This window comes from Roseateles sp. UC29_93 (assembly GCF_042695725.1).
In the GTDB taxonomy this organism is placed as follows: domain Bacteria; phylum Pseudomonadota; class Gammaproteobacteria; order Burkholderiales; family Burkholderiaceae_C; genus Roseateles; species Roseateles noduli_A.
In genome coordinates, this window is the sequence record NZ_CP170545.1 from 1,902,222 (window position 1) to 1,928,426 (window position 26,205).

21 protein-coding genes and 1 pseudogene are annotated in these 26,205 nt (G+C 68.0%); 10 read left to right on the plus strand and 12 right to left on the minus strand.

Annotated features, from left to right (window positions below):
- The first annotated feature begins 245 nt into the window (after positions 1–245).
- Genes ACFJIX_RS08905 through ACFJIX_RS08915 form a run of 3 tightly spaced genes read left to right on the plus strand, consistent with a single transcriptional unit; the run spans position 246 to position 1,846 of the window.
- Complete coding sequence (locus ACFJIX_RS08905) at positions 246–488, plus strand: hypothetical protein (RefSeq protein ID WP_377159213.1); 243 nt, start codon at positions 246–248, stop codon at positions 486–488.
- 53 nt (positions 489–541) lie between these two features.
- Positions 542–1,099, plus strand: coding sequence for an NADPH-dependent FMN reductase (locus ACFJIX_RS08910; RefSeq protein ID WP_377159215.1), 558 nt, complete (start codon positions 542–544; stop codon positions 1,097–1,099).
- A gap of 3 nt (positions 1,100–1,102) precedes the next feature.
- Positions 1,103–1,846 (plus strand): 16S rRNA (uracil(1498)-N(3))-methyltransferase, encoded by a 744-nt coding sequence (locus ACFJIX_RS08915; RefSeq protein WP_377159217.1) that lies wholly within the window; start codon positions 1,103–1,105, stop codon positions 1,844–1,846.
- A gap of 20 nt (positions 1,847–1,866) precedes the next feature.
- Here the strand turns inward: ACFJIX_RS08915 and ACFJIX_RS08920 are convergent, their stop codons facing one another.
- From ACFJIX_RS08920 to ACFJIX_RS08965, 10 genes are all read right to left on the minus strand, one after another.
- Positions 1,867–2,085: a hypothetical protein gene (locus ACFJIX_RS08920; protein WP_377159219.1), complete on the minus strand. Its 219-nt coding sequence runs from the start codon at positions 2,083–2,085 to the stop codon at positions 1,867–1,869.
- Positions 2,086–2,122: 37 nt separating this feature from the next.
- Positions 2,123–2,413: a type II toxin-antitoxin system RelE/ParE family toxin gene (locus ACFJIX_RS08925; RefSeq protein WP_377159221.1), complete on the minus strand. Its 291-nt coding sequence runs from the start codon at positions 2,411–2,413 to the stop codon at positions 2,123–2,125.
- A complete protein-coding gene (locus ACFJIX_RS08930; protein WP_377159223.1) occupies positions 2,413–2,673 on the minus strand; it encodes a type II toxin-antitoxin system ParD family antitoxin in 261 nt (86 codons plus the stop codon). Before ACFJIX_RS08930 ends, ACFJIX_RS08925 begins: the two co-directional genes overlap by 1 nt.
- Before the next feature lie 68 nt (positions 2,674–2,741).
- Positions 2,742–4,028, minus strand: a complete 1,287-nt coding sequence (locus tag ACFJIX_RS08935) for a class I SAM-dependent RNA methyltransferase (protein WP_377159225.1) — start codon at positions 4,026–4,028, stop codon at positions 2,742–2,744.
- Between the two features lie 144 nt (positions 4,029–4,172).
- A complete protein-coding gene (locus tag ACFJIX_RS08940; RefSeq protein WP_377159227.1) occupies positions 4,173–5,696 on the minus strand; it encodes an RNA polymerase factor sigma-54 in 1,524 nt (507 codons plus the stop codon).
- Between the two features lie 15 nt (positions 5,697–5,711).
- A complete protein-coding gene (gene lptB, locus ACFJIX_RS08945; protein ID WP_377159229.1) occupies positions 5,712–6,479 on the minus strand; it encodes an LPS export ABC transporter ATP-binding protein in 768 nt (255 codons plus the stop codon).
- Entirely contained in the window at positions 6,476–7,099 is a 624-nt protein-coding gene (gene lptA / locus ACFJIX_RS08950; RefSeq protein WP_377159231.1) for a lipopolysaccharide transport periplasmic protein LptA, read from the minus strand. Before lptA ends, lptB begins: the two co-directional genes overlap by 4 nt.
- 336 nt (positions 7,100–7,435) lie before the next feature.
- Positions 7,436–9,130: an ABC transporter ATP-binding protein gene (locus ACFJIX_RS08955; RefSeq protein WP_377159233.1), complete on the minus strand. Its 1,695-nt coding sequence runs from the start codon at positions 9,128–9,130 to the stop codon at positions 7,436–7,438.
- A gap of 4 nt (positions 9,131–9,134) precedes the next feature.
- A complete protein-coding gene (locus tag ACFJIX_RS08960) occupies positions 9,135–10,187 on the minus strand; it encodes an ABC transporter permease (RefSeq protein ID WP_377159235.1) in 1,053 nt (350 codons plus the stop codon).
- Positions 10,184–11,122, minus strand: a complete 939-nt coding sequence (locus ACFJIX_RS08965; protein WP_377159237.1) for an ABC transporter permease — start codon at positions 11,120–11,122, stop codon at positions 10,184–10,186. Before ACFJIX_RS08965 ends, ACFJIX_RS08960 begins: the two co-directional genes overlap by 4 nt.
- A gap of 452 nt (positions 11,123–11,574) precedes the next feature.
- On the opposite strand from ACFJIX_RS08965, the gene ACFJIX_RS08970 reads away from it, so the two are divergent.
- From ACFJIX_RS08970 to ACFJIX_RS08985, 4 genes and pseudogenes are all read left to right on the plus strand, one after another.
- Positions 11,575–13,341 carry an ABC transporter substrate-binding protein gene (locus tag ACFJIX_RS08970; protein WP_377159239.1) on the plus strand — a complete coding sequence of 589 codons (1,767 nt, stop codon included), beginning with the start codon at positions 11,575–11,577 and terminating at the stop codon, positions 13,339–13,341.
- 443 nt (positions 13,342–13,784) lie between these two features.
- The gene (locus ACFJIX_RS08975; RefSeq protein ID WP_377159241.1) at positions 13,785–15,239 is read left to right on the plus strand and encodes an ABC transporter substrate-binding protein; all 1,455 of its coding nucleotides are present in this window, start codon (positions 13,785–13,787) and stop codon (positions 15,237–15,239) included.
- 33 nt (positions 15,240–15,272) lie between these two features.
- The gene (locus ACFJIX_RS08980; protein ID WP_377159243.1) at positions 15,273–17,186 is read left to right on the plus strand and encodes an ABC transporter substrate-binding protein; all 1,914 of its coding nucleotides are present in this window, start codon (positions 15,273–15,275) and stop codon (positions 17,184–17,186) included.
- 246 nt (positions 17,187–17,432) lie between these two features.
- Positions 17,433–19,485 (plus strand): annotated as a pseudogene (locus tag ACFJIX_RS08985) (acetoacetate--CoA ligase).
- Positions 19,486–19,615: 130 nt separating this feature from the next.
- Here ACFJIX_RS08985 and ACFJIX_RS08990 read toward each other — a convergent pair.
- Positions 19,616–20,104 (minus strand): hypothetical protein, encoded by a 489-nt coding sequence (locus tag ACFJIX_RS08990; protein WP_377159245.1) that lies wholly within the window; start codon positions 20,102–20,104, stop codon positions 19,616–19,618.
- Positions 20,105–20,494: 390 nt separating this feature from the next.
- Here ACFJIX_RS08990 and ACFJIX_RS08995 point away from each other — a divergent pair, with 390 nt between their 5' ends.
- The 3 genes from ACFJIX_RS08995 to ACFJIX_RS09005 all read left to right on the plus strand — a co-directional run bounded on the left by ACFJIX_RS08995 (position 20,495) and on the right by ACFJIX_RS09005 (position 24,353).
- On the plus strand, positions 20,495–21,139 hold the full coding sequence (locus ACFJIX_RS08995; protein WP_377159247.1) for a PEP-CTERM sorting domain-containing protein: 645 nt from the start codon (positions 20,495–20,497) through the stop codon (positions 21,137–21,139).
- Positions 21,140–21,149: 10 nt separating this feature from the next.
- Positions 21,150–23,342: a phosphocholine-specific phospholipase C gene (locus ACFJIX_RS09000; protein WP_377159249.1), complete on the plus strand. Its 2,193-nt coding sequence runs from the start codon at positions 21,150–21,152 to the stop codon at positions 23,340–23,342.
- A 108-nt stretch (positions 23,343–23,450) separates the two neighbouring features.
- Complete coding sequence (locus ACFJIX_RS09005; RefSeq protein WP_377159251.1) at positions 23,451–24,353, plus strand: hypothetical protein; 903 nt, start codon at positions 23,451–23,453, stop codon at positions 24,351–24,353.
- A gap of 27 nt (positions 24,354–24,380) precedes the next feature.
- Here the strand turns inward: ACFJIX_RS09005 and ACFJIX_RS09010 are convergent, their stop codons facing one another.
- Positions 24,381–26,195 carry a hypothetical protein gene (locus ACFJIX_RS09010; protein WP_377159253.1) on the minus strand — a complete coding sequence of 605 codons (1,815 nt, stop codon included), beginning with the start codon at positions 26,193–26,195 and terminating at the stop codon, positions 24,381–24,383.
- Positions 26,196–26,205 lie beyond the last annotated feature (10 nt).

Below are 26,205 nucleotides of genomic sequence, written 5' to 3' on the forward strand. Positions count from 1 at the left end.
GGTGCAAGCGCGCGTGGCGCGCAACCTGCTGCTGGTGATCGACGCCAGCAAGACCGGCGGCGACTGGGTGGGGGTGGTGCAAGGCGCCACGTCCGCCGATCTCGAACTGCTGGTGCAGCATCAGCTCGTGAAGGTGACCGCCGGTGCGCCGCTGTCGCGGCCCATGGGCCCGGCATCGATCGCGACCCCGCTGGGATCGGGCGGGCCGTCGTCGCGCATGAGTCGGCGCCTCGGCGTCGCGACCCGTGCCGTCGCGGCTGGCGGGCGCGCCCACCTCGTCGCTGCCCTACCAGGAGCTGTACACGGCGCTGAGCACTTTCGCCAAGCAGCAGGGGCTGCTGAAGGGCTACAAGATCGCGCTGGAGGTCGAGCAGTGCGCCGACATGAGCCAGCTGCAGACCCTGGCGCTGGACATCATCGACCGCGTGCGCGCCGCCAAGGGTGACGCCGCGGCGCACGAACTGCGTGCGACACTGGGGTTCAACTGAACCGGACCGCCTGACATCCTGGAGGCGGTCCTTCCATTGTTGGGAGCCCCTCCATGTCCACGTCCTACCGCGTCGCGGTACTGGTCGGCAGCCTGCGCAAGGCGTCGTTCAACCGCAAGCTGGCCCTCGCGCTGGCAAACCTGGCCCCCGCTGAGCTGAAGCTCGAGATCGTCGAGATCGGCGCGCTGCCTTTCTACAACGAAGACGAGGCGGCCGAGCCGCCGGCGGCGTGGGTCGACTTCCGCAAGGCGGTGAAGTCCGCGGACGCGCTGCTGTTCGTGAGCCCCGAATACAACCGCTCGATCCCCGGCGTGCTGAAGAACGCGCTGGACGTGGGATCGCGGCCCTACGGTCAGAGTGCCTTCGACGGCAAGCCGGCCGCGGTGATCACGCTGTCGCCGGGCGCGCTGGGCGGCTTCGGTGCGAACCACCATCTGCGCCAGGTGCTGGCCTGCCTGAACACGCCGCTGCTGCCGTCGCCGGAGGTCTACCTCGGCGGCGCGGCCGACATGTTCAAGGATGACGGCAGCATCGCGAAGCCGGAGACGGAAGCCTTCCTGCGCAAGGTCCTGACGGCTTTCGCCGCCTGGGTGGGCAAGAACAAGGGGTGAGCGTTGGCGGCGAGGTTGTTTGTCGAGCAGCCGCTGGGTGCGGTGGGGCTCGACGCTGAACTGGCGCTGCCCCCCGGGGCGGCGCGTCATGTGCAGGTGCTGCGGCTGCAGCCGGGGGACGAGGTCACGCTGTTCGATGGCAGCGGCGACGAGTGGACCGCGGCGGTCACGGCGATGGGGCGCAGCGAAGTCCGCGTCGCGCTGAAGGCGCGTCAGGCGGTCGATCGTGAGCTCAAGCGCACGGTCACGCTGGCTGTCGTGATGCCGGCCAACGACCGGATGGACGGCATCGTCGAGAAGGCCTGCGAGCTCGGCGCGGTAGCGATCCAGCCGCTGATGAGCGAGCGCTCCGTGCTTCGCCTCAACGGCGATCGCGCGGACAAGAAACGCGCGCACTGGCAAGGCGTCGCGATCGCGGCGGCCGAGCAGTGCGGTCGTTCGAAGCCTCTGCAGGTCGCGCCGGTGAAGACGCTGGTAGCGTGGCTCGCCGAGCTTCCCGCCGATGCCGACGAGCAGCGCTGGCTGCTGAGCCCGGTGGCCGCGCAGCCCTTGTCGACACTGACGTCGTCATCGACCGATGCGCAGCGCATCACCGTCCTCAGCGGCCCCGAAGGTGGTCTCAGCGAAGCTGAGGAGCAGTCCGCCCGATCACGCGGGTTCAGCGCTGCGAAGCTCGGTCCCAGGATCCTGCGGGCCGACACTGCGCCGCTCGCCGTTCTTGGCTGGTTAGCGCTGACCGAAGCTTGAGCGGGCTCTGCCACCGTGCCTCATCGCAGGTGAGGGTACTTCTCGAACAGTCTTTTGAAGGCTAGCTCAGCTGGAATACCGCCACCGGCGTTGATCTCGGCGAGGCCACGCTCAATCGATGCGTCGAAGGCGCTTAACTGCGCCGCTGCTGACTTCTGTGGCTTCTTATCATTGCCGAGCACTTTCGTACTTGATGAGGCATTCGCGCTCTCAATCAGATTTCGTTCTTCGACTTTCAATTCGCGTCCCTCTCCCTTCGGGCAAATTCGGCCGGCGCTAAAGAAGCTCGATCATGTTGATATCCCGCGCCGAATGGAGAACGCGGATGATCGTCACGCGGTTGAGACGAGGAATGAGCCGAAACAGGATCAGGTAGCGGCCGTGCAGCCGCCGTCGAATGTCACCGAGACCGATGAGCGGATGAGCTTCCGGCCTGTGAGACAGCGACGCGATCTTTCGGCGCAATTCGAAGATAAAAGCGTCCGCATTTCGCTCGTCGTACCTGGCGATGTACTTGTGAATATCGAGCAGATCCTTTTCAGCCTCCGCGAGGAGGTGAACGTGCATCAGGATCCTTCGGGACGCTTGCGAGTCTTAGCCACTAGTTCGTCGAAGAACTCGTCGGCAGGGCGACCGAGGCCGTTCTCCGAGTCCTCGATGCCCTTGTCGAGCATGGCCTTGAAGGCCTTCAAATGCTCCTGCTGCTGAAGGAGAAGGACGCCTTCCTTCAGCACTTCCTGCCGGGATGAATACCGACCGCTGTCGATCAACTGCTGCACGTAGGCCTCCAATTCAGGTCCAAGTTCAGCGTGAATCATCTCGGTCATTCCCTCGAAAAGAAATCGCATCGTCGGGGGAGGCGCATCCCCACCAAGGGGGCCTACCTTCGGCGGAGTTACTCGTCGGAGTCAGTGTTGCCGGCGTTCTGCTTGCGGGCCGATCCTGCGACAAGATCGAACTTGAAGAGCCGGCATTCGATCGGTCCGTTCCACATCGGGATGCGGCGCGACTCCTTGAGTCGCATCTTGCTGGGCAACTTCATTTCCGGGCACAGCAGCCACGCGGTCCATCCCGCCGGATGCTGCGTGTAGGCGCGCTTCCAATGCGCGGAGAGGCGCGGGAAGAAGTCGTCGCCCGCATCACGCTCCTCCGACAGCGCGCCGCCGTCCATGCGCTGCGTGCCGGCCTTGCCGCGCACCTCGATCCGTTCGCCGTAGGGCGGGTTCAGCATCAGCGTGCCGGGCATGTCGTCCGGCAGCGTCGGCGCCGGACGTTCGAGCGCGTCTCCGCCGTTGAACTGGATGTACTGCGCGACGCCGGCGCGCTCCGCGTTGCGACGCGCGAAGTCGACCATCCGGAACGACACGTCGCTCGCGAAGATCGGCACCTCGGACGGACGCTCCGCCGCGCGCGCCTGTTCCTTGATCGCGCGCCAGGTCGGCAGCAGCGTCTGGAACGGCTTCAGCTTCTCGAACGCGAAACGACGCTGGATGCCCGGCGCGATGTTGCAGGCGATGGTCGCCGCCTCGACCGGGATCGTGCCCGAGCCGCAGCACGGATCGTGCAACGCGCCGCCGGCCTCCCGCGTGCCCTTCCAGCCCGCCGCGGCCAGCATCGCGGCCGCCAGCGTCTCCTTCAGCGGCGCGTCGCCCTTGTCCTCACGCCAGCCGCGCTTGAACAGCGATTCGCCCGAGCTGTCGACATAGACCGTCGCCAGGTCCTCGGTCAGATGCAGCTGCAGCGGCAGGTCCGGCCAGCGCGTGTCGACGCTGGGCCGCTCGCCGGTCGCGTCGCGCAGGATGTCGCAGACGGCATCCTTCACCCGCAGCGTCGCGAAGTTCAAGCTGTGCAGCGGCGAGCGCTGCGCCGTCGTGTCCACACGCAACGTCTGCTGCGGCGTGATCCAGCGCGTCCAGTCGACGGTGCGCGCGATCGCGTAGATGTCGTCCTCGTGGCGGTACTCCTCGCGCGCGACCTCGATCAGCACGCGCTGCGTGAGCCGGCTGTGCAGGTTGAGCCGCATCACCGCCGCGAGCGTGCCGTACAGGCCGACGCCGCCGCGGAAGGCCTTCGGGCCCTGCAGACACTCGTGCGGACCGAGGATGTCGCGCACCTCCGCCTCCAGCCAGTCTTCGACGCCGGCGGCGCAGGGCAGGAACAGGTGATAGGCGGAATCGGACATCGTGCGTGCAGCGTGAATCGGGCGCCGCGGCGCCCGGGAGGATCAAGCAACCGATTGTCCCACCGACGTCGACTGTGGCTTGACGCCCTCTCCCGCTTGGGGGAGAGGGCAGGGGTGAGGGCCAGCGGCGGTGGCAGTGCGACGTCAGCGCGACTTGCGCAGATTGGCCGGCGCGAGCTTGAGCGCCTCGCGGTACTTCGCGACGGTGCGTCGCGCCACGGTGATGCCCTGCTCGCCGAGCATCGTCGACAGCTGGCTGTCGGACAGCGGGCTGGTGGTGTCCTCGGCCGCGATGAACTGCTTGATCAGCGCGCGCACCGCCGTGCTGGACGCATTGCCGCCGGCCTCGGTCGACAGGCTCGACCCGAAGAAGTACTTCAGCTCGAAAGTGCCCCACGGCGTCGCCATGTACTTGGCGGTCGTGACGCGAGAGATCGTCGATTCATGCAAGCCCAGCTCGTCCGCGATCTCGCGCAGCACCAGCGGCTTCATCGCCAGCTCGCCGTGCGTGAAGAATCCGCGCTGGCGCTCGACGATCGCCTCGCTGACACGCTGGATCGTGTCGAAGCGCTGCTGGATGTTCTTGATGAACCAGCGTGCTTCCTGCAGCTGCCCGCCCAGCGGCGAGTTGCTCACGCCGCCGCGCGTCGCGCGCAGCGCCTGCGCGTAGAGATCGTTGATGCGCAGCTTGGGCAGCACGTCCGGGTTGATGGAGACGCGGAAATTGCGCCCCGCCTTCTGCACGATCACGTCGGGGATGACGGGCCGGTTCTCGCTGCGCGCGTAGCGACGGCCCGGCTTGGGCTCCAGGCCGGCGATCAGCGATTGCCCGTCGCGCAGCAGCTCCTCGTCGGCGCCGGTCAGCGACATCAGCCGGCGCCAGTCGCGCTTGGCGAGCAGGTCCAGGTGCCGGCGGCAGATCACGATCGCCAGCGCCTGCTCGGGCGAGCGCGGCAGCGTGCGCAGCTGCAGCTCCAGGCACTCGCCGAGGTCGCGCGCGCCGACACCGGCGGGCTCCATCGACTGCAGCCACTTGAGCGCGACCTTGAAGCGGTCCAGCAGCTCCTCGCGCTGCTCCAGATCGGCGTCCTCGCCGAGGATCGCGGCGACCAGCTCCTCGAGCGGGTCCTCGAGATAACCGTCTTCGTTGAGCGATTCGATCAGCGCCAGCAGCGCCGCGCGATCCACCGCGCTGAGGTTCATGCCGGGGATCTGTCCGCGCAGCACGTCCTGCAGCGATTCGTCGGGCGCTTCGGTCTCGGGCCGCTCGTCGTCGTCCCCGGATGAGGAGGACGCGCTGCCCGGCGTTTCCCGGATGCCGTCGAAGTCGTCACGCTCGGTGCCGTTCTCCCAGTCGTCGCGTTCGGTGGTGCCGAACTCCTCGGCACGCATCTCGTCGCCGGCGGGCGTGTCCCCGGCGGGCGCGTCCGATTCCGTCTGCGCGACGCGCTCCTCGCGTTCCTCGCGCTCGGTCAGACGCTCCTGCGTGGCGGTCGGCAGCGGGGCGTCGAATTCCTCGTCGGTCTCCAGCAGCGGGTTGCTCGCGAGCATCTGCTCCACCTCCTGATGGAGCTCCAGCGTCGACAACTGCAACAGACGGATGGACTGCTGCAGCTGAGGCGTCAGCGCAAGATGCTGGGACAGGCGAACCTGTAGCGTCGGCCTCATGTCGACTCCCGGCCCTTACATCTTGAAGTGTTCGCCGAGGTAGACCCTGCGCACGTCCTGATGCTCGACGATGTGCTGGGGCGTGCCTTCGGCGAGCACCGCCCCTTCGCTGATGATGTAGGCGCGGTCGCAGATGCCCAGCGTCTCGCGCACGTTGTGGTCGGTGATCAGCACGCCGATGCCACGCTGCTTCAGGAAGCGGATGATCCGCTGGATCTCCAGCACCGCGATCGGGTCGACGCCGGCGAAGGGCTCGTCCAGCAGGATGAAGCGCGGCTGCGTGGCCAGCGCGCGGGCGATCTCGACGCGGCGGCGCTCGCCGCCGGACAGCGCCGGCGCGGGCGTGTCGCGCAGCTTTTCGATCGACAGTTCGTTGAGCAGCTTGTCCAGCTCCGCGTCGATGCGCGACGAGGGCCAGGCCTTGCCCTTCTCGTCGAGCTGCAGCTCCAGCACGGCGCGGATGTTCTCCTCGACGTTGAGCTTGCGGAAAATCGACGCCTCCTGCGGCAGGTAGCTCAGCCCCATGCGCGCGCGCTGGTGGATGGGCATCGTCTGCACCGGCTGGCCGTCGATCTGGATCTCGCCGGCATCGGCGCGGACCAGGCCCACGATCATGTAGAAACTGGTCGTCTTGCCGGCGCCGTTCGGGCCGAGCAGGCCGATCACCTCGCCGCTGTGCAGGTCGATGTGGACGTCCTTGACCACCTTCCTGACGCCGTAAGACTTCTGCAGCCCCCAGGCCTGGAGGCGGCTCCGGGGAGCGTTCGTGCGGGCTTCCGTCATTGCTGGGGGGACTGGCGAGGCGTCAGGTTGATGCTGGGGCGCAACGGCAGCGGGGCGCTGCTGGCGGGCGGCGGTTCGCTCGCGGCGTTGCGCGGCATCAGCACGACACGGCCGCGGCCGCTCGGATGCGGCGAACCGGCGCCGGTCTCGACGATCAGGCGTTCGGTGCGGTTGTCGTAATTCAGCGTGGCGCCGGAGAGCGCCTGCTTCAGCTGGTCGCCCTGCATCACCCGCGCTTCGGCGTTGCCGACCAGGCGGATGGTCTCGGTGCGGGTGTCGTATTCGATCTGGTCGGCGCGGCCTTCGATGCGCTCGCCGGGGGTGTCACGGTCCTGGCGAAAATGCACCTGCTTGGCGGAGGTGCCGTTGGCGTAGGCCTGGTAGTAGCCGTCGCTGGTCTCCTGGACATCCATCCGGTCGGCGCGCAGCTCCATCGAGCCCTTGGTCATGATCACGTTGCCGTTGAACTCGGACCGCTGCTTGACCTTGTCGATCGCGCCTTCACGATCGAAGACCAGGTTCAGGGGCTTGGCGCGGTCGTCCTTCGCGGCCTGCGACAAAGGCGCGGCCAAGGCCAGCGCGAGCGCGGTCGACAACAGCAAAGGGCGGCGAAGCGACATGGGGGGGATCCTGACGGCACAAAACTTGCTGGCCATTCTAGCCATCGCTGGAGGAGCGAGCAGGGGGTCGTCCCGCGTGAGCGAGGGGCTAGTCTTCGCGCTTGTGGAAAGTTCGGTTTTGGTGCATTCGGGGGCGGGCGGGGGCAAGGGGTTGAGGGACCGAGCGGGAGCCGACCGAACAGGGGCCCCTTTTCTCCATGCCTGGGGCCAGAGGCCCCAGGCCTTCGCTAGGCACAAACAGTCCTCAGGACTGTTTGTGTCCGAGCGAAGTCCCTCCGCCGGCGGAGCCGGCAATTCCCTCCTTGACCTCCGAAAAAGGGGCCCCGTCCGGTCGGCTCAGGCGACGCTCGCTGTGGGCTCCGTGCCTTGATAGCCGCGTGGCACGGCACCCAACAGACGCTTGGTGTACTCCTGCTTGGGTGCTGCCAGCAGCGCGCGGGCATCGGCCTGCTCGACGACGTCGCCGTGCTGCATGACCAGGACCTCGTCGGAGATGAACTTCACCACCGCCAGGTCATGGCTGATGAAGATGTAGCTCAGGCCGAATTCGTCCTGCAGATCCTTCAGCAGGTTCAGCACCTGGGCCTGGACCGAGACGTCCAGCGCCGAGACGGCCTCGTCCAGCACCAGCACTTCCGGCTGCAGCGTCAGGCAGCGCGCGATGGCGATGCGCTGGCGCTGGCCGCCGGAGAACTCGTGCGGATACTTGTGCAGCGCCGACTCGTCCAGCCCGACCTTCTTCAGCAACGCGCTGGCCGTGGCCACGCGCTCGTCGTGGCTCTTGCCGATGCCGTGGATCTCCATCGGCTCCAGCAGCGTCTGCGCGATCGTGAAGCGCGGGTTCAGCGAGGCATACGGGTTCTGGAAGACGACCTGGATCCGGCGGCGCATCTTCTGCCAGTCCGGCCCGTTCATCTTCAGCAGGTCCTTGCCCTCGAAGAGCACCTCGCCGCCGGTGGGCTCGTGCAGCCGCAGCAGCGTCAGGCCCATCGTGGTCTTGCCCGAGCCGGACTCGCCCACCACGCCCAGCGTGTGACCCTTGCGCAGCTGGAAGTCGACACCCTTGACCGCCTTGAACTCGGTCTTGCTGAACAGGCCCGACTTGAAGAAGAAGCTCTTCTTCAGACCCTTGACCTCGAGGATCACCGGCGCAATCGGATCCTTCGCCTTGCCCGTGCCCTCGGACACCAGGCGGCCGGCGATGTGGTCGTCGATGACCATCAGCCGCGCCGGGTTCTCCGTCAGCGACGGCCGGCAAGCCAGCAGCGCCTTCGTGTAGGCGTCCTGCGGGTGGTGGAAGATGTCCGCCACCGGCGCCTGCTCACGGACCTCGCCATGACGCATGACGACGACGTGGTCGGCGATCTCGCCCACCACGCCCAGGTCGTGCGAGATGAACAGCATGCTCATCCGGTGCGATTCCTTCAGGCGCGCGAGCAGCTCCATCACCTGGCGCTGGATGGTCACGTCCAGCGCGGTGGTCGGCTCGTCGGCGATCAGCAGCTTGGGGCTGCAGGCCAGCGCCACCGCGATCATCACGCGCTGCTGCTGGCCGCCGGACATCTCGTGCGGATAGCTCTTCAGCCGCCGCTTGGGGTCGGGGATGCCGACCTCGTTGAGCAGCTCCTCGGCGCGCACCAGCGCCTGGCGCCGGCTCATGCCCAGATGCTTGATCAGCGGCTCCATGATCTGGTCAGCGACCGGGAACACCGGGTTCAGCGAACTCATCGGATCCTGGAACACGCAGGCGATCTCGCGCCCGCGCACCGACTGCAGTTCGCGCAGCGAGGTCTTCAGCAGGTCGCGGCCCTGGAACAGGATCGCGCCGGTGCGCTCGGCGTTGTCGGGCAGCAGGTTGAGGATGGACATCGCCGTCACGCTCTTGCCCGAGCCCGACTCGCCCACCAGCGCCACCGTGCGGTTCTCCGGGATGTCGAAGCTGACGCCCTTGACGGCCAGCTGGCGCTGCATGGCGCCGTCGACCTTGCCCATGCGGAAGGCGACCTTCAGGTCTTGAATGCTCAACAGCATGGCGTTACTCCAGACCGCGCAGTTTGGGATCGAGCGCGTCGCGCAGCGCATCCGTGAAGAGGGCGAACGCCGTGACGAACACCGCCATGAAGCCGGTCACCGCGGCCAGCTGCCACCAGTAGCCCAGGATCAGCTCGCTCTGCGCCTCGGCCAGCATCGTGCCCCAGGACACCTGGTCCACGCTGACGCCCAGGCCCAGGTAGGACAGGATGACCTCGCTCTTGATGAAGCCCACCACGTGCAGCGAGAGCTGCACCAGCGCGACGTGCGAGACGTTGGGCAGGATGTGCTTGAACATGCGCGAGCTCTTGCTCGCGCCGATGGCCTCGGCGCTGCGGACGTATTCGCGCACCGAGTGCTTCATGAACTCGGCGCGCACCAGGCGGTAGATGCCGGTCCAGCCCGCCAGGCCCAGGATCATCACCACCGGCAGCACGCCGCGGCCGAAGACCACCGCGAAGGCGAAGATCAGCAGGATGTTGGGCATCGCCGTGAAGACGTTGTAGACCCACTCCAGGAAGTCGCCGACCTTGCCGCCGTAGAAGCCCGACAGCGCGCCCAGCACGGTGCCGATGAGCGTGGCCACCAGCGCGGCCAGGACGCCGACCATGATGGAGATCTCGGCGCCCTTGATGGCCTTGGCCAGCACGTCGCGGCCCAGGCGGTCGCCGCCGAAGGGCAGCGTCTCGGCGCGCGGCGCCTCGTCGGTCTTGTACTGCTTGGCCTTCTCGGTCCACTCGGCGTACTTGGGCGCGAGCGGGTCGATGTCGCTCAGGTCGACGTTCGGGCCCTTGGGCTGCGCGATCGCGCCGGCGCTCTCGGCCGGCGCGGGGCCGACGAAGGTCGGCGGCGCGTTGGGCACGCCGGTCTCCTTCTGCCAGTCGCGGGCCACCAGGCCCAGGCCGGCGGCCAGCACCAGCAGCAGCGACAACGCGACGACGACCATCGCGAACATGCCGAGCTTGTCGGACTTCAGACGCCGCCACGAGGCGTACCAGACGCCGCGCGAGCGCTGGGGCTTCACGCCCACGGGTTGGTTGGACAGCACTGCGCTCATTTGAGGACCACCCGCGGGTCAACCAGCTTGTAGAGAAGGTCGGTGATCAGGTTGACCACCATCGTCAGCGCCGCGATGTAGATTGCGAAGGCCTGGATCACCGGATAGTCGTTGCGGTTGACCGCCAGCAGGATCTCGCGGCCCAGGCCAGGGATCGAGAAGAACACTTCCAGCAGGAAGGAGCCGACGAACACCCCCGGCAGCGCCACCGAGATGTTGGTCATGATCGGGATCATCGCGTTGCGCAGCACGTGCTTGAGCAGGATGGTCTTCTCGGTCATGCCCTTGGCGCGCGCGGTGCGGACGTACTCGTGGCCGATCTCGTCAAGGAAGAAGGTGCGGTACAGCCGCGTGTACGGCGACAGCGCGACGGCCACCGCGACCAGCACCGGCAGCGGCGCGTAGGTCGTCAGATTGGTCCACAGCGAATCGCTCCAGCCCTGCACCGGGAACCAGCCCAGGCGGAAGGCGAAGAAGTACTGCGCGACGATCACGTAGACCAGCAGCGAGATGGACACCGCGACCGTCGTGAGGATCATCACCGCGCGGTCCGTGAGGCTGCCGCGCATGTAGGCGACGGCCAGCGCGAACGGGATCGCCAGGATCACCTCGAGCACCAGGATCGGCAGCATCACCGTCAGCGTGGCCGGCATGCGCGTGGCGAAGAGGTTGGCCACGGACTCGTTGGTCGCCCAGCTCTTGCCCCAGTCGAAGGTGACGATCTGCTGCAGGAAGATCCACAGCTGTTCCCACACCGGCTTGTTCAGCCCGAGCTGATCGCGGATGGCCTCGATCTGGTCCTGGCTGGCGTTCAGGCCGCCCAGCACTTCGGCGGGATCACCGCCAAACCATTTGAAGAGGAAGAACACCAGCAGCACGACACCCAGCAAGGTGGGGATCATTTGCCACAGGCGCCTGATGAGATAGGCCGCCATACGCGCGGAACTCCAAGCAAGCGCCGCCGAGCCCGTCTTCGAACGCGGCGACCGATAAAGACAAACCCCGGACGCTTGTGACGGCCGGGGCCTGAGGGTCGAAAACCACGCGCGAGTCTACGTGAGCGCCTGCAAGCCCCGCACCGGCATTTGCCCTGAATCCATCGAAGAAAACTGATGATGGACCCTCGTGGAAACAGGTGTGTTCATCCGCAATGCGCCCCCGCTCGCCCTTGCGTTCAAGCTCTCGGGGTTGTTGGCATGGCGGGCGCGGACATCGCCCACTAGACTGGCGCGCTTTCGAATTCAAGGACGGCATCCAGATGCGACGCGGCACGGCCGGGACACAATCCCAGGCGCTCTTACTTTCGGCATCCCTCGCGTCATCCCTGGCGATCCTGGCGACCCTGACGGCGATCCCGTCGAGCGCGCAGGCCGCTGGCGATGCGCCCGTGAACACGGCCGCGACGGCCCCCGCGCCCAAGGTGCTGCGCTACGCGATCCGCGTCGCGGAGACCGGCTTCGATCCGGTGCAGGTCACCGACCTGTACTCGCGCAACATCACGGCGGCGATCTTCGACGCGCCGCTGCGCTACAGCTACCTGGGCCGCCCGTATCGCCTCGAGCCCAACATCACCGACGGCATGCCCGAGGTCTCCGACGACTTCAAGCGCTTCGTCTTCAAGATCAAACCCGGCATCTACTTCAACGACGATCCGGCGTTCAAGGGCCAGAAGCGCGAGCTGGTCGCCGACGACCTGGTGTACACGGTCAAGCGCCACTACGACCCGCGCAACAAGAGCGGTCACCTGTATCGCCTCGAAGGCGCGAAGATCCTCGGCCTGTCCGAGGTGCGCGCCGAGGCGCTGAAGAACAAGACGCCGTTCGACTACGCGCGGCCGGTCGACGGCGTGCGCGCGCTGGACCGCTACACGGTCGAGATCCGCGTCGCCAACAGCGATCCGCGCTTCCTCATGCACTTCGCCGATCCGATGGTGGGTCTGATGGCGCGCGAGGTCGTCGAGTTCTACGGCGACCGCATCATGGAACACCCGGTCGGCACCGGCGCCTGGCGCCTCGCCGAGTGGCGCCGTTCGTCGCGCATGGTGCTGGAGAAGAATCCCAACTTCCGCGATGTGCGTTATCACGAGGAAGTCGGCGCGGACCGTCCGCCCGCGCTGGTCGAGGCGGTCAAGCGCCTGCAGGGCCGCAAGCTGCCGATGGTCGACCGCGTCGAGATCTCGGTGATCGAGGAAAGCCAGCCGCGCTGGCTCGCGTTCCTGCGCAAGGAATTCGACTTCATGGACGAGCTGCCGGAGGACTTCGCGCCGGTGGCGATTCCGCAGAACAAGCTCGCGCCCAACCTGGTCAAGGACGGCATGCGGGCGGTCCGCTACGAGCGCGCCGACATCTCGGCCTCCTACTTCAACATGGAGGATCCGGTCGTCGGCGGCTACACGCCGGAGAAGATCGCGCTGCGCCGCGCAATCGCACTGGGCGTCGACGTCGAACGCCAGGTGCGCCTGCCCCGCAAGGGCCAGGCGATCCCCGCGCAGGGGATCATCTCGCCGGGCGTCACCGGCTACGACAAGGCCTTCAAGACCGAGATGAGCCAGTACGACCCGGCGCGCGCGAAGGCGCTGCTGGACCTCTACGGCTATGTCGACAAGGACGGCGACGGCTGGCGCGACCTGCCCGACGGCAGCCCGCTGGTGCTCGAGTACGCGACGCAACCGGACGGCCGCAACCGGCAACTGGTCGAGCTCTGGCAGAAGGACATGGACGCGCTGAAGGTCCGCATCAAGTTCAAGATCGCCAAGTGGCCGGAGAACCTGAAGGCCGCCAACGCCGGCAAGCTCCAGATGTGGGGCATGGGCTGGAGCGCCGACATCCCCGACGGCGAGAACTTCCTCGGCCTGGCCTACGGCGGCAGCAAGGGCCAGTCGAACAAGGCCCGCTTCGACCTGCCCGAATTCAACACGCTGTTCCGCAAGCAGCACTCGATGGCCGACGGCCCCGAACGCGTCGCGGTCATGCAGGACGCGCAGCGGCTGCTGACGGCCTACATGCCCTACAAGGTCGAAGTGCATCGCATCTACACCGACATCACCCAGCCCTGGGTGATCGGCTACGACAAGAACCTCTACCAGCGCGACTTCTATACGTTCGTCGACATCGACCCGGATGCGTTGGCCAAGGCTCACGCGAAGAAGCACTGACGCCACACCGCCGCCCATGACGATGCTCCGCGCCCGACGCTTCCCTTCGATCCTGCGCGGGGCACTCCTCGCGTCCGCGCTGGCGATGGCCGGCGCGAATGCCGGTCATGCGGCGGACGGCGCCAGCGCGCCGGCAGGCGCGGGCTCTTCGGCCTCCGCGCCCAAGGTCCTGCGCTACGCCTTCCGCGTCGCGGAGACGGGCTTCGATCCCGCGAAGATCTCCGACATCTACTCGCGGACGATCACGCCCCACATCTTCGAGGGGCTCTACACCTACGACCAGCTCGCGCGCCCCGCACGCATGAAGCCGCTGACCGCGGCGGCGATGCCGGAGACCTCTGACGACTACAAGGTCTGGACGGTGAAGCTGCGCCCGGGCATCCGTTTCGCGGACGACCCCGGCCTTCAAGGGCAAGTCGCGCGAACTGACTGCCGAGGACTACGTGTATTCGATCAAGCGCTTCGCCGACCCGGCGGTGGCGTCGCCGGCCTGGAGCGAAGTCGAGGAACTCCTGCTCGTCGGCCTCAACGAGTACCACGAGCAGGTCCGCAAGTCCGGCAAGCCCTTCGACTACGACAAGCCCATCGAGGGCCTGCGCGCGCTGGACCGCTACACGCTGCAGTTCAAGTCGAAGGAGACGCGGCCGCGCCTGATGGAGGTCTTCGCGCAGGGCGACCTGTACGGCGCCGTCGCGCGCGAGGTGATCGAGGCCTATCCGGGCGATTCGATGGCGCATCCGGTGGGCACGGGGCCGTTCGTGCTCAAGCAGTGGCGGCGCAGTTCGCTGATGGTGCTGGAACGCAACCCCGTCTACCGCGAGCGTTTCTACGACCAGGAAGTGGATCCCGCGCCCGACGACGCGGAGGGCCAGGCGTTGAAGGCGCGCTTCAAGGGCCGGCGCCTGCCCATGGTCGATCGCGTCGAGATCGGCGTCATCGAGGAGAACCAGCCGCGCTGGTTGTCCTTCCTGAACGGCGAGTACGACTTCATCGAGCGCACGCCCGAGGACTTCATCACCCAGGCGATGCCCAACGGCAGGATCGCGCCCAACCTCGAGAAGCAGGGCAAGCACGCGTACCGGACCGTCGCGTCGGACGTGCTGTTCACCGTGTTCAACATGGAGGACCCGGTCATCGGCGGCTACACGCCGGAGAAGATCGCGCTGCGCCGTGCGATCGGGCTGGCGATCGACGTCTCGCGCGAACTGCGCCTGGTGCGCCGCGGACAGGCCATGCTGGCGCAGTCGTTGTACATGCCGGGCACGACCGGCTACGACCCGGACTTCCGCAGCGACATGAGCAGCTTCGACCCGGCGCGCGCGAAGGCGCTGCTCGACCTCTACGGCTACGTCGACAAGGACGGCGACGGTTGGCGCGACAGGCCCGACGGCAGCCCGCTGCTGCTGGAGAGCCTGACCACGCCCGAGCAGTTCCAGCGCCAGATCGACGAGATCGTCCAGAAGAACCTGAACGCGATCGGCCTGCGCATCGCATTCAAGCCGGCGAAGTGGCCGGAGAACCTGAAGTCGCTGCGCGCCGGCAAGTACCAGATCTGGTCGCTGGCGACCTCGGCGTCCAAACCCGACGGGCAGGACTCGCTGGCGCGCATGTACAGCGGTCAGATCGGGGCGCAGAACTACGCGCGATTCCGGCTGCCGGCGGTCGACAAGCTCTACGACGAAGCCTCTCATCTGCCCGACGGGCCGGAACGCATGAAGATCTTCGAGGAGACCAAGCGCTATGCGGTCGCCTACATGCCGTACAAGTACCGCGGCCACCGCTTCATCACCGACATCGCCCAGCCGCAGATGAGCGGCTACCGTCGTCCGCAGTTCTGGCTGAACTGGTGGGAGTACGTGGACATCGATCCCGACGCCGCCGCGAAGTTCAAGCACTAGGCCCGACGTTCAAGTTCCGAGGTTCCGACTCCCATGCGCGCACGCTGCCCCGTTCCGTTCCATCGCGCGGTCGCCGCGCTCGCCGCGTTGACACGGAGCGCCGCGGCGCTCGCCGTCGCGGTCGTCGCGACGACCGCCACCGTGGCGACGATGGCCCTCGCCGCGCCTCCTCCGGTGGCGAAAGCCTCCGAGGCGCCGCCGCCGGCGAAGCAGGAGGGGCAGGAGAAAGTGCTGCGCTACGCCTTCCTCGTCGCCGAGACCGGCTTCGATCCCGCGCAGTTGAGCGACCTGTACTCGCGCATCGTCACGGCCCACATCTTCGAGTCGCTCTACAACTACGACTACCTCGCGCGGCCGTTCAAGCTCAAGCCCAACACGGCGGCGGAGATGCCGGAGGTCTCGGAGGACTTCCGCACCTGGACGATCAGGATCCGTCCCGGGATCTACTTCGCCGACGATCCGGCCTTCAAGGGCAAGCGGCGCGAGCTGACGGCCGAGGACTACGTCTACAGCCTCAAGCGCTTCTACGACCCGGCGACGAAGGGGCCGCTGTACTCGAGCTTCAAGCAGGAGGGCATCCTCGGCCTGGAGGAACTGCGCGTGGCGGCGCTGAAGACGAAGAAGCCCTTCGACTACGACAAGCCCGTCGAGGGCGTGCGCGCGCTGGACCGCTACACGCTGCAGTTCAAGCTGGCGGAGCCGCGGCCGCGCTTCATCTACAACCTGGCGGGCGGCGACACCTACGGCGCGGTGGCGCGCGAGGTCATCGAGGCCTATGCCGGCAAGACCATGGAGCATCCGGTCGGCACCGGGCCGTTCATGCTGGAGCGCTGGCGGCGCGGTTCGCTGATCCGGCTGGTGAAGAACCCCGGCTACCGCGACGTCTTCTACGACGCGCAACCCAATCCCGGCGACACCGAGGGCGAGCAGATGCTCGCGCGCTTCAAGGGCCGCAAGCTGCCGATGGTGGACGCCGTCGAGGTCAGCATCATCGAAGCCGGTCAGCCGCGTTGGCTGTCCTTCCTGAACCGCGAGTTCGACCTGCTCTACCTGCTGCCCGAGGAATACGCGGACATCGCGATCCCGCACGGCAAACTCGCGCCCAACCTCGACAAGCAGGGGGTGAAGCTGTACCGCGTGCTGGCCAGCGACCGCACGATGTACTACTTCAACATGGAGGATCCGACGGTCGGCGGCTACACGCCGGACAAGGTCGCGTTGCGCCGCGCGATCGGCCTGGCCACCGACGTGCCGACCGAGATCGCCACCACGCGCCGCCACCAGGCGGTGCCCGCGCAGTCGGTCATCGCGCCGGCGACCTGGGGCTACCAGGAGGACTACAAGAGCGAGAACAGCGACTTCGACCTGGCGCGCGCCAAGGCGCTGCTCGACACCTACGGCTACGTCGACAAGGATGGCGACGGCTGGCGCGACAAGCCGGACGGGAGCCCGCTCGTGCTGGAGGTGGCGTCGACGCCGGACTCGCGCTCCAAGCCCTATGACGAGCTGTGGAAACGCGACATGGACAAGCTCGGTGTCCAGATCAAGATCCGCATGGCGCAGTGGCCGGAGAACCTGAAGTCGGCGCGCGCCGGGCAGCTGATGATCTGGCAGCTGGGCTTCAACAGCTCGACGCCGGATGCGCAGCTCGGGCTGGAGTTGCTCTACGGACCGGCGTCCGGCGGACAGAACCTGGGCCGTTTCAAGCTCGATCGATACGACGAGATCTACCGCCGCATGATGGTGCTGCCCGACGGCCCGGAACGCGCCGAGCTGCTGCGCGAGGCGCAGAAGCTGCTCACCGCCTACATGCCGCAGAAGTTCCGCGTGCACCGCATCGTCACGGACCTCGCGCAGCCGTGGCTGGTCGGCTACCGGCGTCCATTCTTCAACCAGATCTTCTGGCCCTACGTCGACATCGAGACGGACAAGCTGCCGAAGCGCTGAGGCCTTCTGCACTGCCACCGTCGCTGGCCCTCACCCCCCACCCTCTCCCGCAAGCGGGAGAGGGTGCGAGAGTGCACCGAGCAGTCCTCCCGATCGCATCACCCTTCTTGCTCCCTCTCCCGCGTGCGGGAGAGGGCAGGGGTGAGGGCCAGCGGCCGTCGCAGTACGGAAGACCCAACCGGTCACGCGCGTGACGGCGAGCCGAAGGGATCTCGGCTACCGTCAGGACTCGACAAGGAGTCCCGCATGCCCCCGACGCCGCAGATCGATCACTACCGCCGTTTCCTGTACGAGCAGCGAGGCCTGGTCTTCGACGACTACGCGTCGCTCTGGGGCTGGTCGGTGACGGAGCTGGACGCGTTCTGGCGCAGCATCTGGGACCACTTCGACCTGCGCTCGGAGACGCCGTTCGAGGCGGCGCTCTGCGAGGAGCGCATGCCCGGCGCGGTCTGGTTCCGCGGCGCGACCCTGAACGTCGCGGCGCAGGCGCTGCGGCATGTCGACGCGGCGGAAGCCGCCGGCCATCCGGCGATCGTGCATGCCAACGAGGCGATGCTCGCGCGCGGCGAGCTCGGCGAGATGAGCTGGTCGGAACTGCGTCGTCAGGTCGGCGCGCTCGCGGCCTCGATGCATGAACTCGGCGTGCGGCGCGGCGACCGCGTCGCTGCCTACCTGCCCAACGTGCCGGCGACGGCGGTCGCTTTCCTTGCCGTCGCGAGCCTCGGCGCGGTGTGGTCGGTGTGCTCGCCCGACATGGGGCCGGTGGCGGTGCTGGACCGCTTCCGCCAGATCGAACCCAAGCTGCTCATCGCCGCCGACGGCGTGCGCTACGCCGGGCAGGACATCGATCGGATGGCGATGCTCGGTCAGCTGCTCGACGAGTTGCCGACGGTGACGGACGTGGTGCTGCTCGGCAACCTCGATCCCGAGGCGGACCCGGCGCCGTTGGCCACATCCTCGAGCGCAGCGGGTGTGACGAAGACGGCACGCGGCGCGCATCGATGGGATACGCTGATCGCCAACACGCAGTCGCATGCGCCGGAGGCGGTGCCCTTCGACCATCCGCTGTGGATCGTCTATTCGAGCGGCACGACCGGTCTGCCCAAGCCGATCGTGCACGGCCACGGCGGCGTGCTGCTGGAGATGCTCAAGGGCTCGATCCACAACAACGTCGGCGCGACGGTGGCAACGGGCGATCGCTTCCACTGGTACAGCTCGACGGGCTGGATCATGTGGAACTGCCAGGTCGGTGCGCTGATGGGCGGCACGACGATCTGCCTGTTCGACGGCAGCCCGGCCGGCCCGAAGGACGCGCCGGACTGGAGCACCTTGTGGCGCTTCGTCGCGCTGTCCCGGGGCGACCTTCTTCGGCGCTGGCGCGGCGTTCTACGCGAGCTGTCTGAAGGCCGGCGTCGAGCCGTTGAAACACGGTGACCTGAGCCATCTGCGCGCGATCGGCAGCACGGGCAGTCCGCTGGCGGACGAGAGCTACGACTGGATCTGGGCGAACTGCCCGAAGCCCGACGGCCAGCCGATCTGGATCTGCATCATCAGCGGCGGGACGGACTTCGCCGGCGCGTTCCTGACGGGGCTGATCACGGAGCCGCTGGTGCGCGGCCAGATGCAGGTGCGCAGCCTGGGCGCGGCGGTGCATGCGTTCTCGGAGGTGGATGCGGACGGTCAGGGCAAGCCGCTGATCGATGAAGTCGGCGAGCTCGTCTGCACGCGGCCGATGCCGTCGATGCCGCTGTACTTCTGGGGCGACAAGGACCACGAGCGCTACCTGTCGAGCTACTTCGACATGTACCGCGGCCCCAACGGCGAGGGCCTCTGGCGCCACGGCGACTGGCTGCGCGTCACGCCCTCGGGCGGCGGGATCATCTATGGGCGATCGGACGCGACGATCAATCGCCACGGCATCCGGATGGGCACGTCGGAGCTGTACCGCGCGGTGGAGGCGCATCCGGAGGTGCTGGACAGCCTGGTCGTGGACCTGGAGTACCTGGGCCGGCCGAGTTGCCTGCTGCTGTTCGTCCAGCTCCGGGACGGCCTTCCGCTGGACGAGGCGCTGCAGCTGCGGCTGAAGACATCGATCAAGAAGGCGCTGTCGGCGCGCCACGTGCCGGACGAGATCCATCAGGTCGAGGCGATCCCGCGGACGCTGTCAGGCAAGAAGATGGAGCTGCCGATCAAGAAGCTGCTGCTCGGCGCGGCGGCGGAGCAGGTGATGAAGCGCGATGCGATGGCGAACGCCGATGCGGTGGCCTGGTATCAGCGGTTTGCCAAGGACCGCGCGTAGTCCGCGCCCCGACGCCACCTTTCAACGTGTGAGACGTTGGGGGGTCAGAGATGGAGTTCACGTGCGAGCCTGTGCCAAGCGCTGGGTTTGTTGGACATGACGAGCTCCAGGAATCTGCGTGGACAAGCTATCAGCAGGGGCCACCATCGGTCAGACGAAGGTAGAACGAATCGCGATCCAGGCGGCGACTTCGGAGGACGTCGTCGAGTCGTTTGTCCCAGGTGTTCGCATCCTCGTAGTCCAGCGAGGTATGCACGTCATATCGCGCCCAAGATCCTTCCTCGGTTTGGAAGGTGCAGAGCCAGGGCTCGCCGTCGAGGCGAATCCGATGGCGCCTCAGGAACTCTCCGGTCAGGTGCAGCATGGCCAATGCATCCGAAGCTGAAATCCTGTGGTGCTTCAGGACTTCCTTCAATGCCTGCGCGGAGGCGTCCCAGTCTTCCATTGCACATCGGGCGATGAGGTCGGCGTCGGCTGCAGCGCCAAAGGCGACATGGGGGTGTCGCAACGCGTGAATCAGCGCGTCGAAATCTGCCTCGCTCGAATGGGTTCGTTGAACATGCAGTGACGTCGTCGCGATCTCGGCATCAGTACGATCGTTCTTGAATTTCACGCTCATTGTTCGCTCACTTTCGTCGGTGGGTTCCGTGATCCGATACCTGCAGTTTCGGCAAGTGGGGACCTCGCGTCTTTCCTCCAAATTGCGGTCTCGACGGGGGAACTGGTCCGGGTAGGTCATTCCCCCTCCCGATACTGATCAAAGCCATTGCGCCTCAGCGTTACATGACGCCTTCGCGTCGCTCCCGCGACGCGCCCCTGCTTCCAGGGACGACCGCCCCGCGGGCAAGTTCCGGGCCCGTCGCTGACACCGACCGGTCACCGGTCTGTCACCCCGTCCTCCGAACATCCGCCCCGTCCAACCGCGACCGCAGCGTCAAGACCTGACCCCAAGGGCAGATCGACGCGCGGGCGCGGCGCTTCCCGTCCGCCCGACCTCCCTGGAGTCTCCATGCGCAAGCCCTTCGCCCGCTCCCTCTCCCATGCGTTCACGCACGCCATCCCCCGCGCCTGCCTGCCGCTGGTGCTGGCCATCGCCGCGCCGTTCGCGTCCGCCACCGTCGTCACCTTCGACGACCTGACCGACGACGGCCTCGTCCCCGCCAACTACGCCGGGCTCGACTGGTCCGCCAGCTCCTGGTTCCAGTACGGCGGCGAGCAGGCGCCGTACACGCCGCATTCCGGCGACCGCCGCGCCACGCTCGGCTTCGATGGCGGCAGCGCCACCAGCGCCATCGGCTTCCTCACGCCCAGCACCTTCCAGGGCGCCTGGTTCGCCGGCTTCGACGGCGTCAACGTCGCGATCGACCTGTACTTCGGCGGCTCGCTCGTCGCGTCGACCTCGCTGCTCAACCTGAGCGACAGCCCCGCGTTCCTCGGCAGCGGCTACGCCGGACTCGTCGACCGCCTCGTGTTCCGCAGCAACGATCCGGCCTTCTTCGTCATGGACGACCTGACCTTCGCCGCCGTGCCGGAACCCGCCTCGGGCGCGCTCGCGCTCGGCGGCCTCGCCGTCGCCGCGCTGGTGATCCGCCGCCGCAAGACCTCGGGACACGCCGACGTCAACGCCACCGCCACCGCCACCGCCACCGCCTGAGGAGCCCGCCATGACGCAACAGCAACCGCCCCGCCGCCAGTTCCTCCGCGCCGTCGCGGGCGCCGCCGGCGCCACCGCCGCGATGACCAGCTTCCCGCCGGCCATCGCCCGCGCGCTGTCGATCAAGGCGGCCGTGCGCACGGGCACGATCCAGGACGTCGAGCACATCGTCATCCTGACCCAGGAGAACCGCTCCTTCGACCACTACTTCGGCACGCTGAACGGCGTGCGCGGCTTCGGCGATCCGTTCCCGGCGCCGGTGGCCGACTCGGCCAACGTGAAGGGCCGCTCGGTCTGGATCCAGCCCACCGTCAACAACGCCGCGCCCGGCGCGATCGCGCCCTTCCACCTGAACACCGCGCAGAACTTCGCCTTCATGCGCGTCAGCGGCACGCCGCACTCGTGGACCGACGCGCAGGCCGCATGGGACCACGGCCGCATGAACAACTGGCCCAAGGCCAAGCAGAACCATTCGATGGGCCACTTCAAGGAGCAGGAGCTGCCCTTCCAGTTCGCCCTGGCCAACGCGTTCACGCTGTGCGACGCGTACCACTGCGCGACGCAGACCGGCACCAACACCAACCGCCTGTTCATCTGGACCGGCACCAACGATCCGCTGCGCCTGGGCAACGGCCCGTCCACCGACAACAGCCACGACTGGTTCAACCCGAATCCGCTCGACGACTACACCTGGACGACCTACCCCGAGCGGCTGCAGTCGGCCGGCATCAGTTGGCAGGTCTACCAGAACATGGCGGACAACTTCACCGACAACTCGCTGGCCGGCTTCAAGGTCTTCCGCGACGGCTGGTACAACCGGCCGGGCTTCTCGCAGGTGCTCAAGGACCGCGGCATCTCCACGCGCGACCTCGACCTGCTGCGCGACGACGTCATCAACAACCGCCTGCCGCAGGTCTCGTGGGTCGTCGCGACTGCGGAAGGTTCCGAGCATCCCGGTCCGTCCAGCCCCGCGCAGGGCGCGGACTACACCGCCAAGGTGCTGGACGCGTTGACCTCGAATCCCGACGTGTGGGCCAAGACCGTCCTGTTCATCAACTTCGACGAGAACGACGGCTTCTTCGACCACGTGCCGCCGCCGGCCGCGCCGTCGTACGTGACCTGGAACGCGAACCCGGCGCAGGCCGTGATCGCCGGCGCGTCGACCGTCGACACGACGGGCGAGTACTGCGAGATCCTCAACGGCGCGTCGGCCACCTACCTGCACCGTCCCTACGGCATGGGCCCGCGCGTGCCGCTGTACATCGTGTCGCCGTGGAGCAAGGGCGGCTGGGTCAACTCCCAGGTGTCGGACCACACCTCGGTGCTGCGCTTCATCGAGGCGCGCTTCGGCGTGAAGGAGACCAACATCGGCCCGTGGCGCCGCGCGGTCGCGGGGGACCTGACCTCGTGCTTCAACTTCGCGGATCCGGAGGACAGCGAGTTCTTCTCGAAGCTGCCCGACACCGTGGCGCTTGCCAACAAGGCGCGCGCGCTGCCCGGCACGACGACGCCGGCGATTCCCGGCGCGTTGCAGCTGCCGTCGCAGAACGCCGGCGTGCGTCCGGCACGTGCGCTCCCGTATGACCTGCAAGCCACCAGCGCGCTGACGCCGGGCGCGGGCCCGAATGCGACGTCGATCGCGGTCACGTTCCAGAACACCGGCAGCGCCGCCGCCGTGTTCCATGTCTACGACCGCACGCGGCTGGGCGAGATCCCGCGACGCTACACGGTCGAAGCCGGCAAGCAGCTCACCGGCAGCTTCGCGCCGCAGGCTGCGGGCGCCTACGACCTGTGGATCCTCGGCCCCAACGGCTTCCACCGCCATCTCGCCGGCAATGCACGGCGCGCGGCCGCGGCGGGTCAGCCCAATCCGGATGTCATCGCGAAGTCCGCGCCGGCCACCGGCGAGCTGGTGCTGACGCTGGTGAACACGGGGCCTGTTGCCGCGACCTTCACCGTCGCGCACAACAAGTACCAGGGCACGGCGCCGCGCACCGTGAACGTGCCGGCGCGCAGCAGCAGCGAGCTGCGGATCGGTGTCGCCGTCGCGGCGCATTGGTACGACGTGTCGGTGCGCGTGAACGGCCAGGCCGATTTCCTGCGCCGCTTCGCCGGGCACATCGAGACCGGCGCGCCGTCGGTCAGCGATCCGGCGATGGAAGGGGTGGCGAAGGCGGATCAGTACCGCGTGCAGGGCGCGTGAAGGCGCGCTGAGCGGTGCAGCGGGGCGTGAGCCCCGCCGCAGGTTGGGCGAGCCGCAGGAGCGATGCTTGCCCAACCCGGGCCTCCCCATGAAAACACGGAGGTCCTCATGTCCGTCATGCGTCTTCGTCTCCAACGACAACCGCGTTCCGTTCTCCGATCCACCCTGACCGCGATCGCGGCCACGGCCGCGTTCTGCGGTGCAGCAGGCGGCGCGTTTGCGCAGTCCGCAGGCGTCCCTCAAGACGCGATCGGCTTCACCGAGTACGTCGCCTCGCAACTGCGTCAGCAACTGGGCGATGGCACCGTCGTCGTCCGCGAGCCGCTGACGCTCGGCGTCGCGGACCAGCGCACGCGGCTCGACAAGCTCTATGCGGGCTGCCAGACGAATCGCGGCAACTGCGCCGACGACGTGAACGTGTTCGTGAAGACGACGACGCAGCAGTTCCGCGCGTCGACCATCCCCGCGACGCGCGAGTCGCTGCGGCTGGCGGTGCGCACGGCCGCGTCGGTGCAGCAGGCGCAGCGCGAGGCCGGCGGCGACGCGACGACCTTCCGGCCGCGGCCCTTCATCGGTCCGCTGGTGACGGTGCCGGTCTTCGACACGATGCGCGCCTCGCGGCTGGTCAGCGAGAAGGACTACAAGACGCTGAACCTGTCGGTCGACCAGGTGCGCGAGACCGCGCGCAAGAACACCTACGACGCGATGCCGCAGGTGCTGCAGCAGGCCAGGCCGGTGCCTGCGGGCGAGGTGGGCAAGCTCGACGGCGCGGTGCCGCAGCCGAGCCGGCTGGTCTTCATCGACGACTGGAAGCCGCTGGCCGATGCGCAGAAGGGCAAGCTGATCGTCGCCGCGCCGGCCAACGACACGGTGCTCTACGTCAGCGACGACGATGCGTCGACGCTCGATGCGCTGCGGGCGCAGGTGCGCGAGCTGATGGGCAAGTCGCCCAATCCGTTGACGGACGTGCTGCTGCGGTGGTCGCCGTCCGGGTGGGTGCCGGTGCAGTGAGCGCGTCGGCGGTGTCCATGGCGGCGCTCAGGCCCGGCTCATGTGCGGACGGACCAGCCGCCGGCCCAGCGCCCAGCCGACGCGCTGCAGCGCGAGCAGCCATCCGCCGCTGAGCCACAAGGCGCCGAGGGCCGCCAGCGCGAGCACCGTCGGCGGACTGCCCGCGGGCAGCAGCGGCGGCAGCACGCTGGCGAGCAGCAGGGCGCCCAGCGTCATGCGCAGCCCCGCGATGCCGGACAGCCAACTCGTGAGCACCGGCAGGCCGACCGTCATCAACACGGGGATGGCCGGCCAGCCGCCGTGCGGCCGCGCGGGCTGCAGGCGCCAGACCGGATTCGGCGTATACAGCCCGGCGCGCAGCACCATCGGACCCGCCAGGACCCACGCGGCGAGTAGACCCGCCGGCAGCGGCGCGACGGCGCCCGGCAGCGTCAGCAGATAGAGGTAGAGCCCCGTCTGCGTCATGCCGGTGGCGAGGTCGTCCGGCATCGCCAGCATCACGCCGAGCAGGGCAGCGAGGATGGCCAGCGGCACCAGCCACGCGTGGATGGGGTCCGTGATGGGGACCAGGCTGTCGAGGTAGCCGGCCACGCCGCTCGCCGCCAGCAATCCCACGCCGATCCAGGACCACAGGTGCGGCAGACCTCGAACGCGCAGGCGTCCGAACGGCGACTCGGCGACCCGCTTCCGGCCTTCGCGCAGCGAGCCCATCAGCGTGTCGAAGACGACGATGCCCAGCGGCACCGAAATGCCCAGGACCACCGCGTGGCTCACCGCGCGCGGCCAGTCGTGGCCGATCGCGAGGTGCAGGCCGAAGAGCAGGATCAGCAGGAGCAGGAAGTGCCATCCCTGCACGCGCTTGATCAGCGTGAGCGCCGCCTGCTGGTCGCCACGATCGGCGCCGAGCCGGCGCAGCAGGAAGCCGCCGGCCTGATGCAGGTGCAGGTGGAAGGCGTAGCCCATCATCGCCGCGGCCAGCGAGGCGATCGAGCGGTCCCGGTCGCGCACCGATCCGGCCAGCCGCGCGACGGCGGCCGTCGGGCCGAACTCGCGCAGTACCGCCGGATCGGTCACCGGGCGCGGGAACTCGCGCAGCAGTTCCATCAATCCCGCCATGCGCTCGGGGCCGAGGCGGCGCTCGGTGCGGAAGTCCTGCTCCCACGCGAAGTGGTCGCGCAGCAGGTCGATCATCGCCACGGGCAGTTCGGCGTGGGTCTCGAGGATCAGGTGCGCGAAGCAGATCGACGCGTGGTCGCGTGCCTCCAGCGGCATCGCGAGCAGTTCGTCGCGCAGCGCCGGGACGGCAGCGGCCAGGCGCGGCTGGCCTTGGCGGCGCAGCTGCATCAGTTCCTCGCAGATCACCTCGGGCGCCCGCCATGCCGGCAGCGTCGGGGTGTCGGGTGCCGGATCCGCGTGGTGGAGAGGTCTGTCGCGCTGCAGCACGTCGTCGTCGCGCGGCAGCGGCAGCGGCGGCAACTTCGCCAGAGCCGCCTCGCGCGTTGCCGCGTCCTGGTCGGACGACGTCGGAGGCTTCGCGGGCGGCTCGTCGGTCGCGATGGCGGTCGTCAGGGCGTCGGCCACGTCGGCCACGTCGGCCACGGCGGGGGGCTGGGCCGCCGCTTCAGCTTCGGCGCGCTCCACGGACTGCTGATGCCACCGCGCATGCCCGACGACCCGGTCATACGCCTCGCGCAGCGCCTGGTAGGCCTGCGCGTCATCGTCGGGTCGCGTCTTGCGCAGCGTCTTCGCGTAGGCGCGCTTGATCTCGCCGAGGTCGGTGCTCGGCGCTGCAAGCCCCACCGTCTCGCAGTCCTGACGCCAGGCCTCCTGCCAGTCTTCCATCGCGACGCTC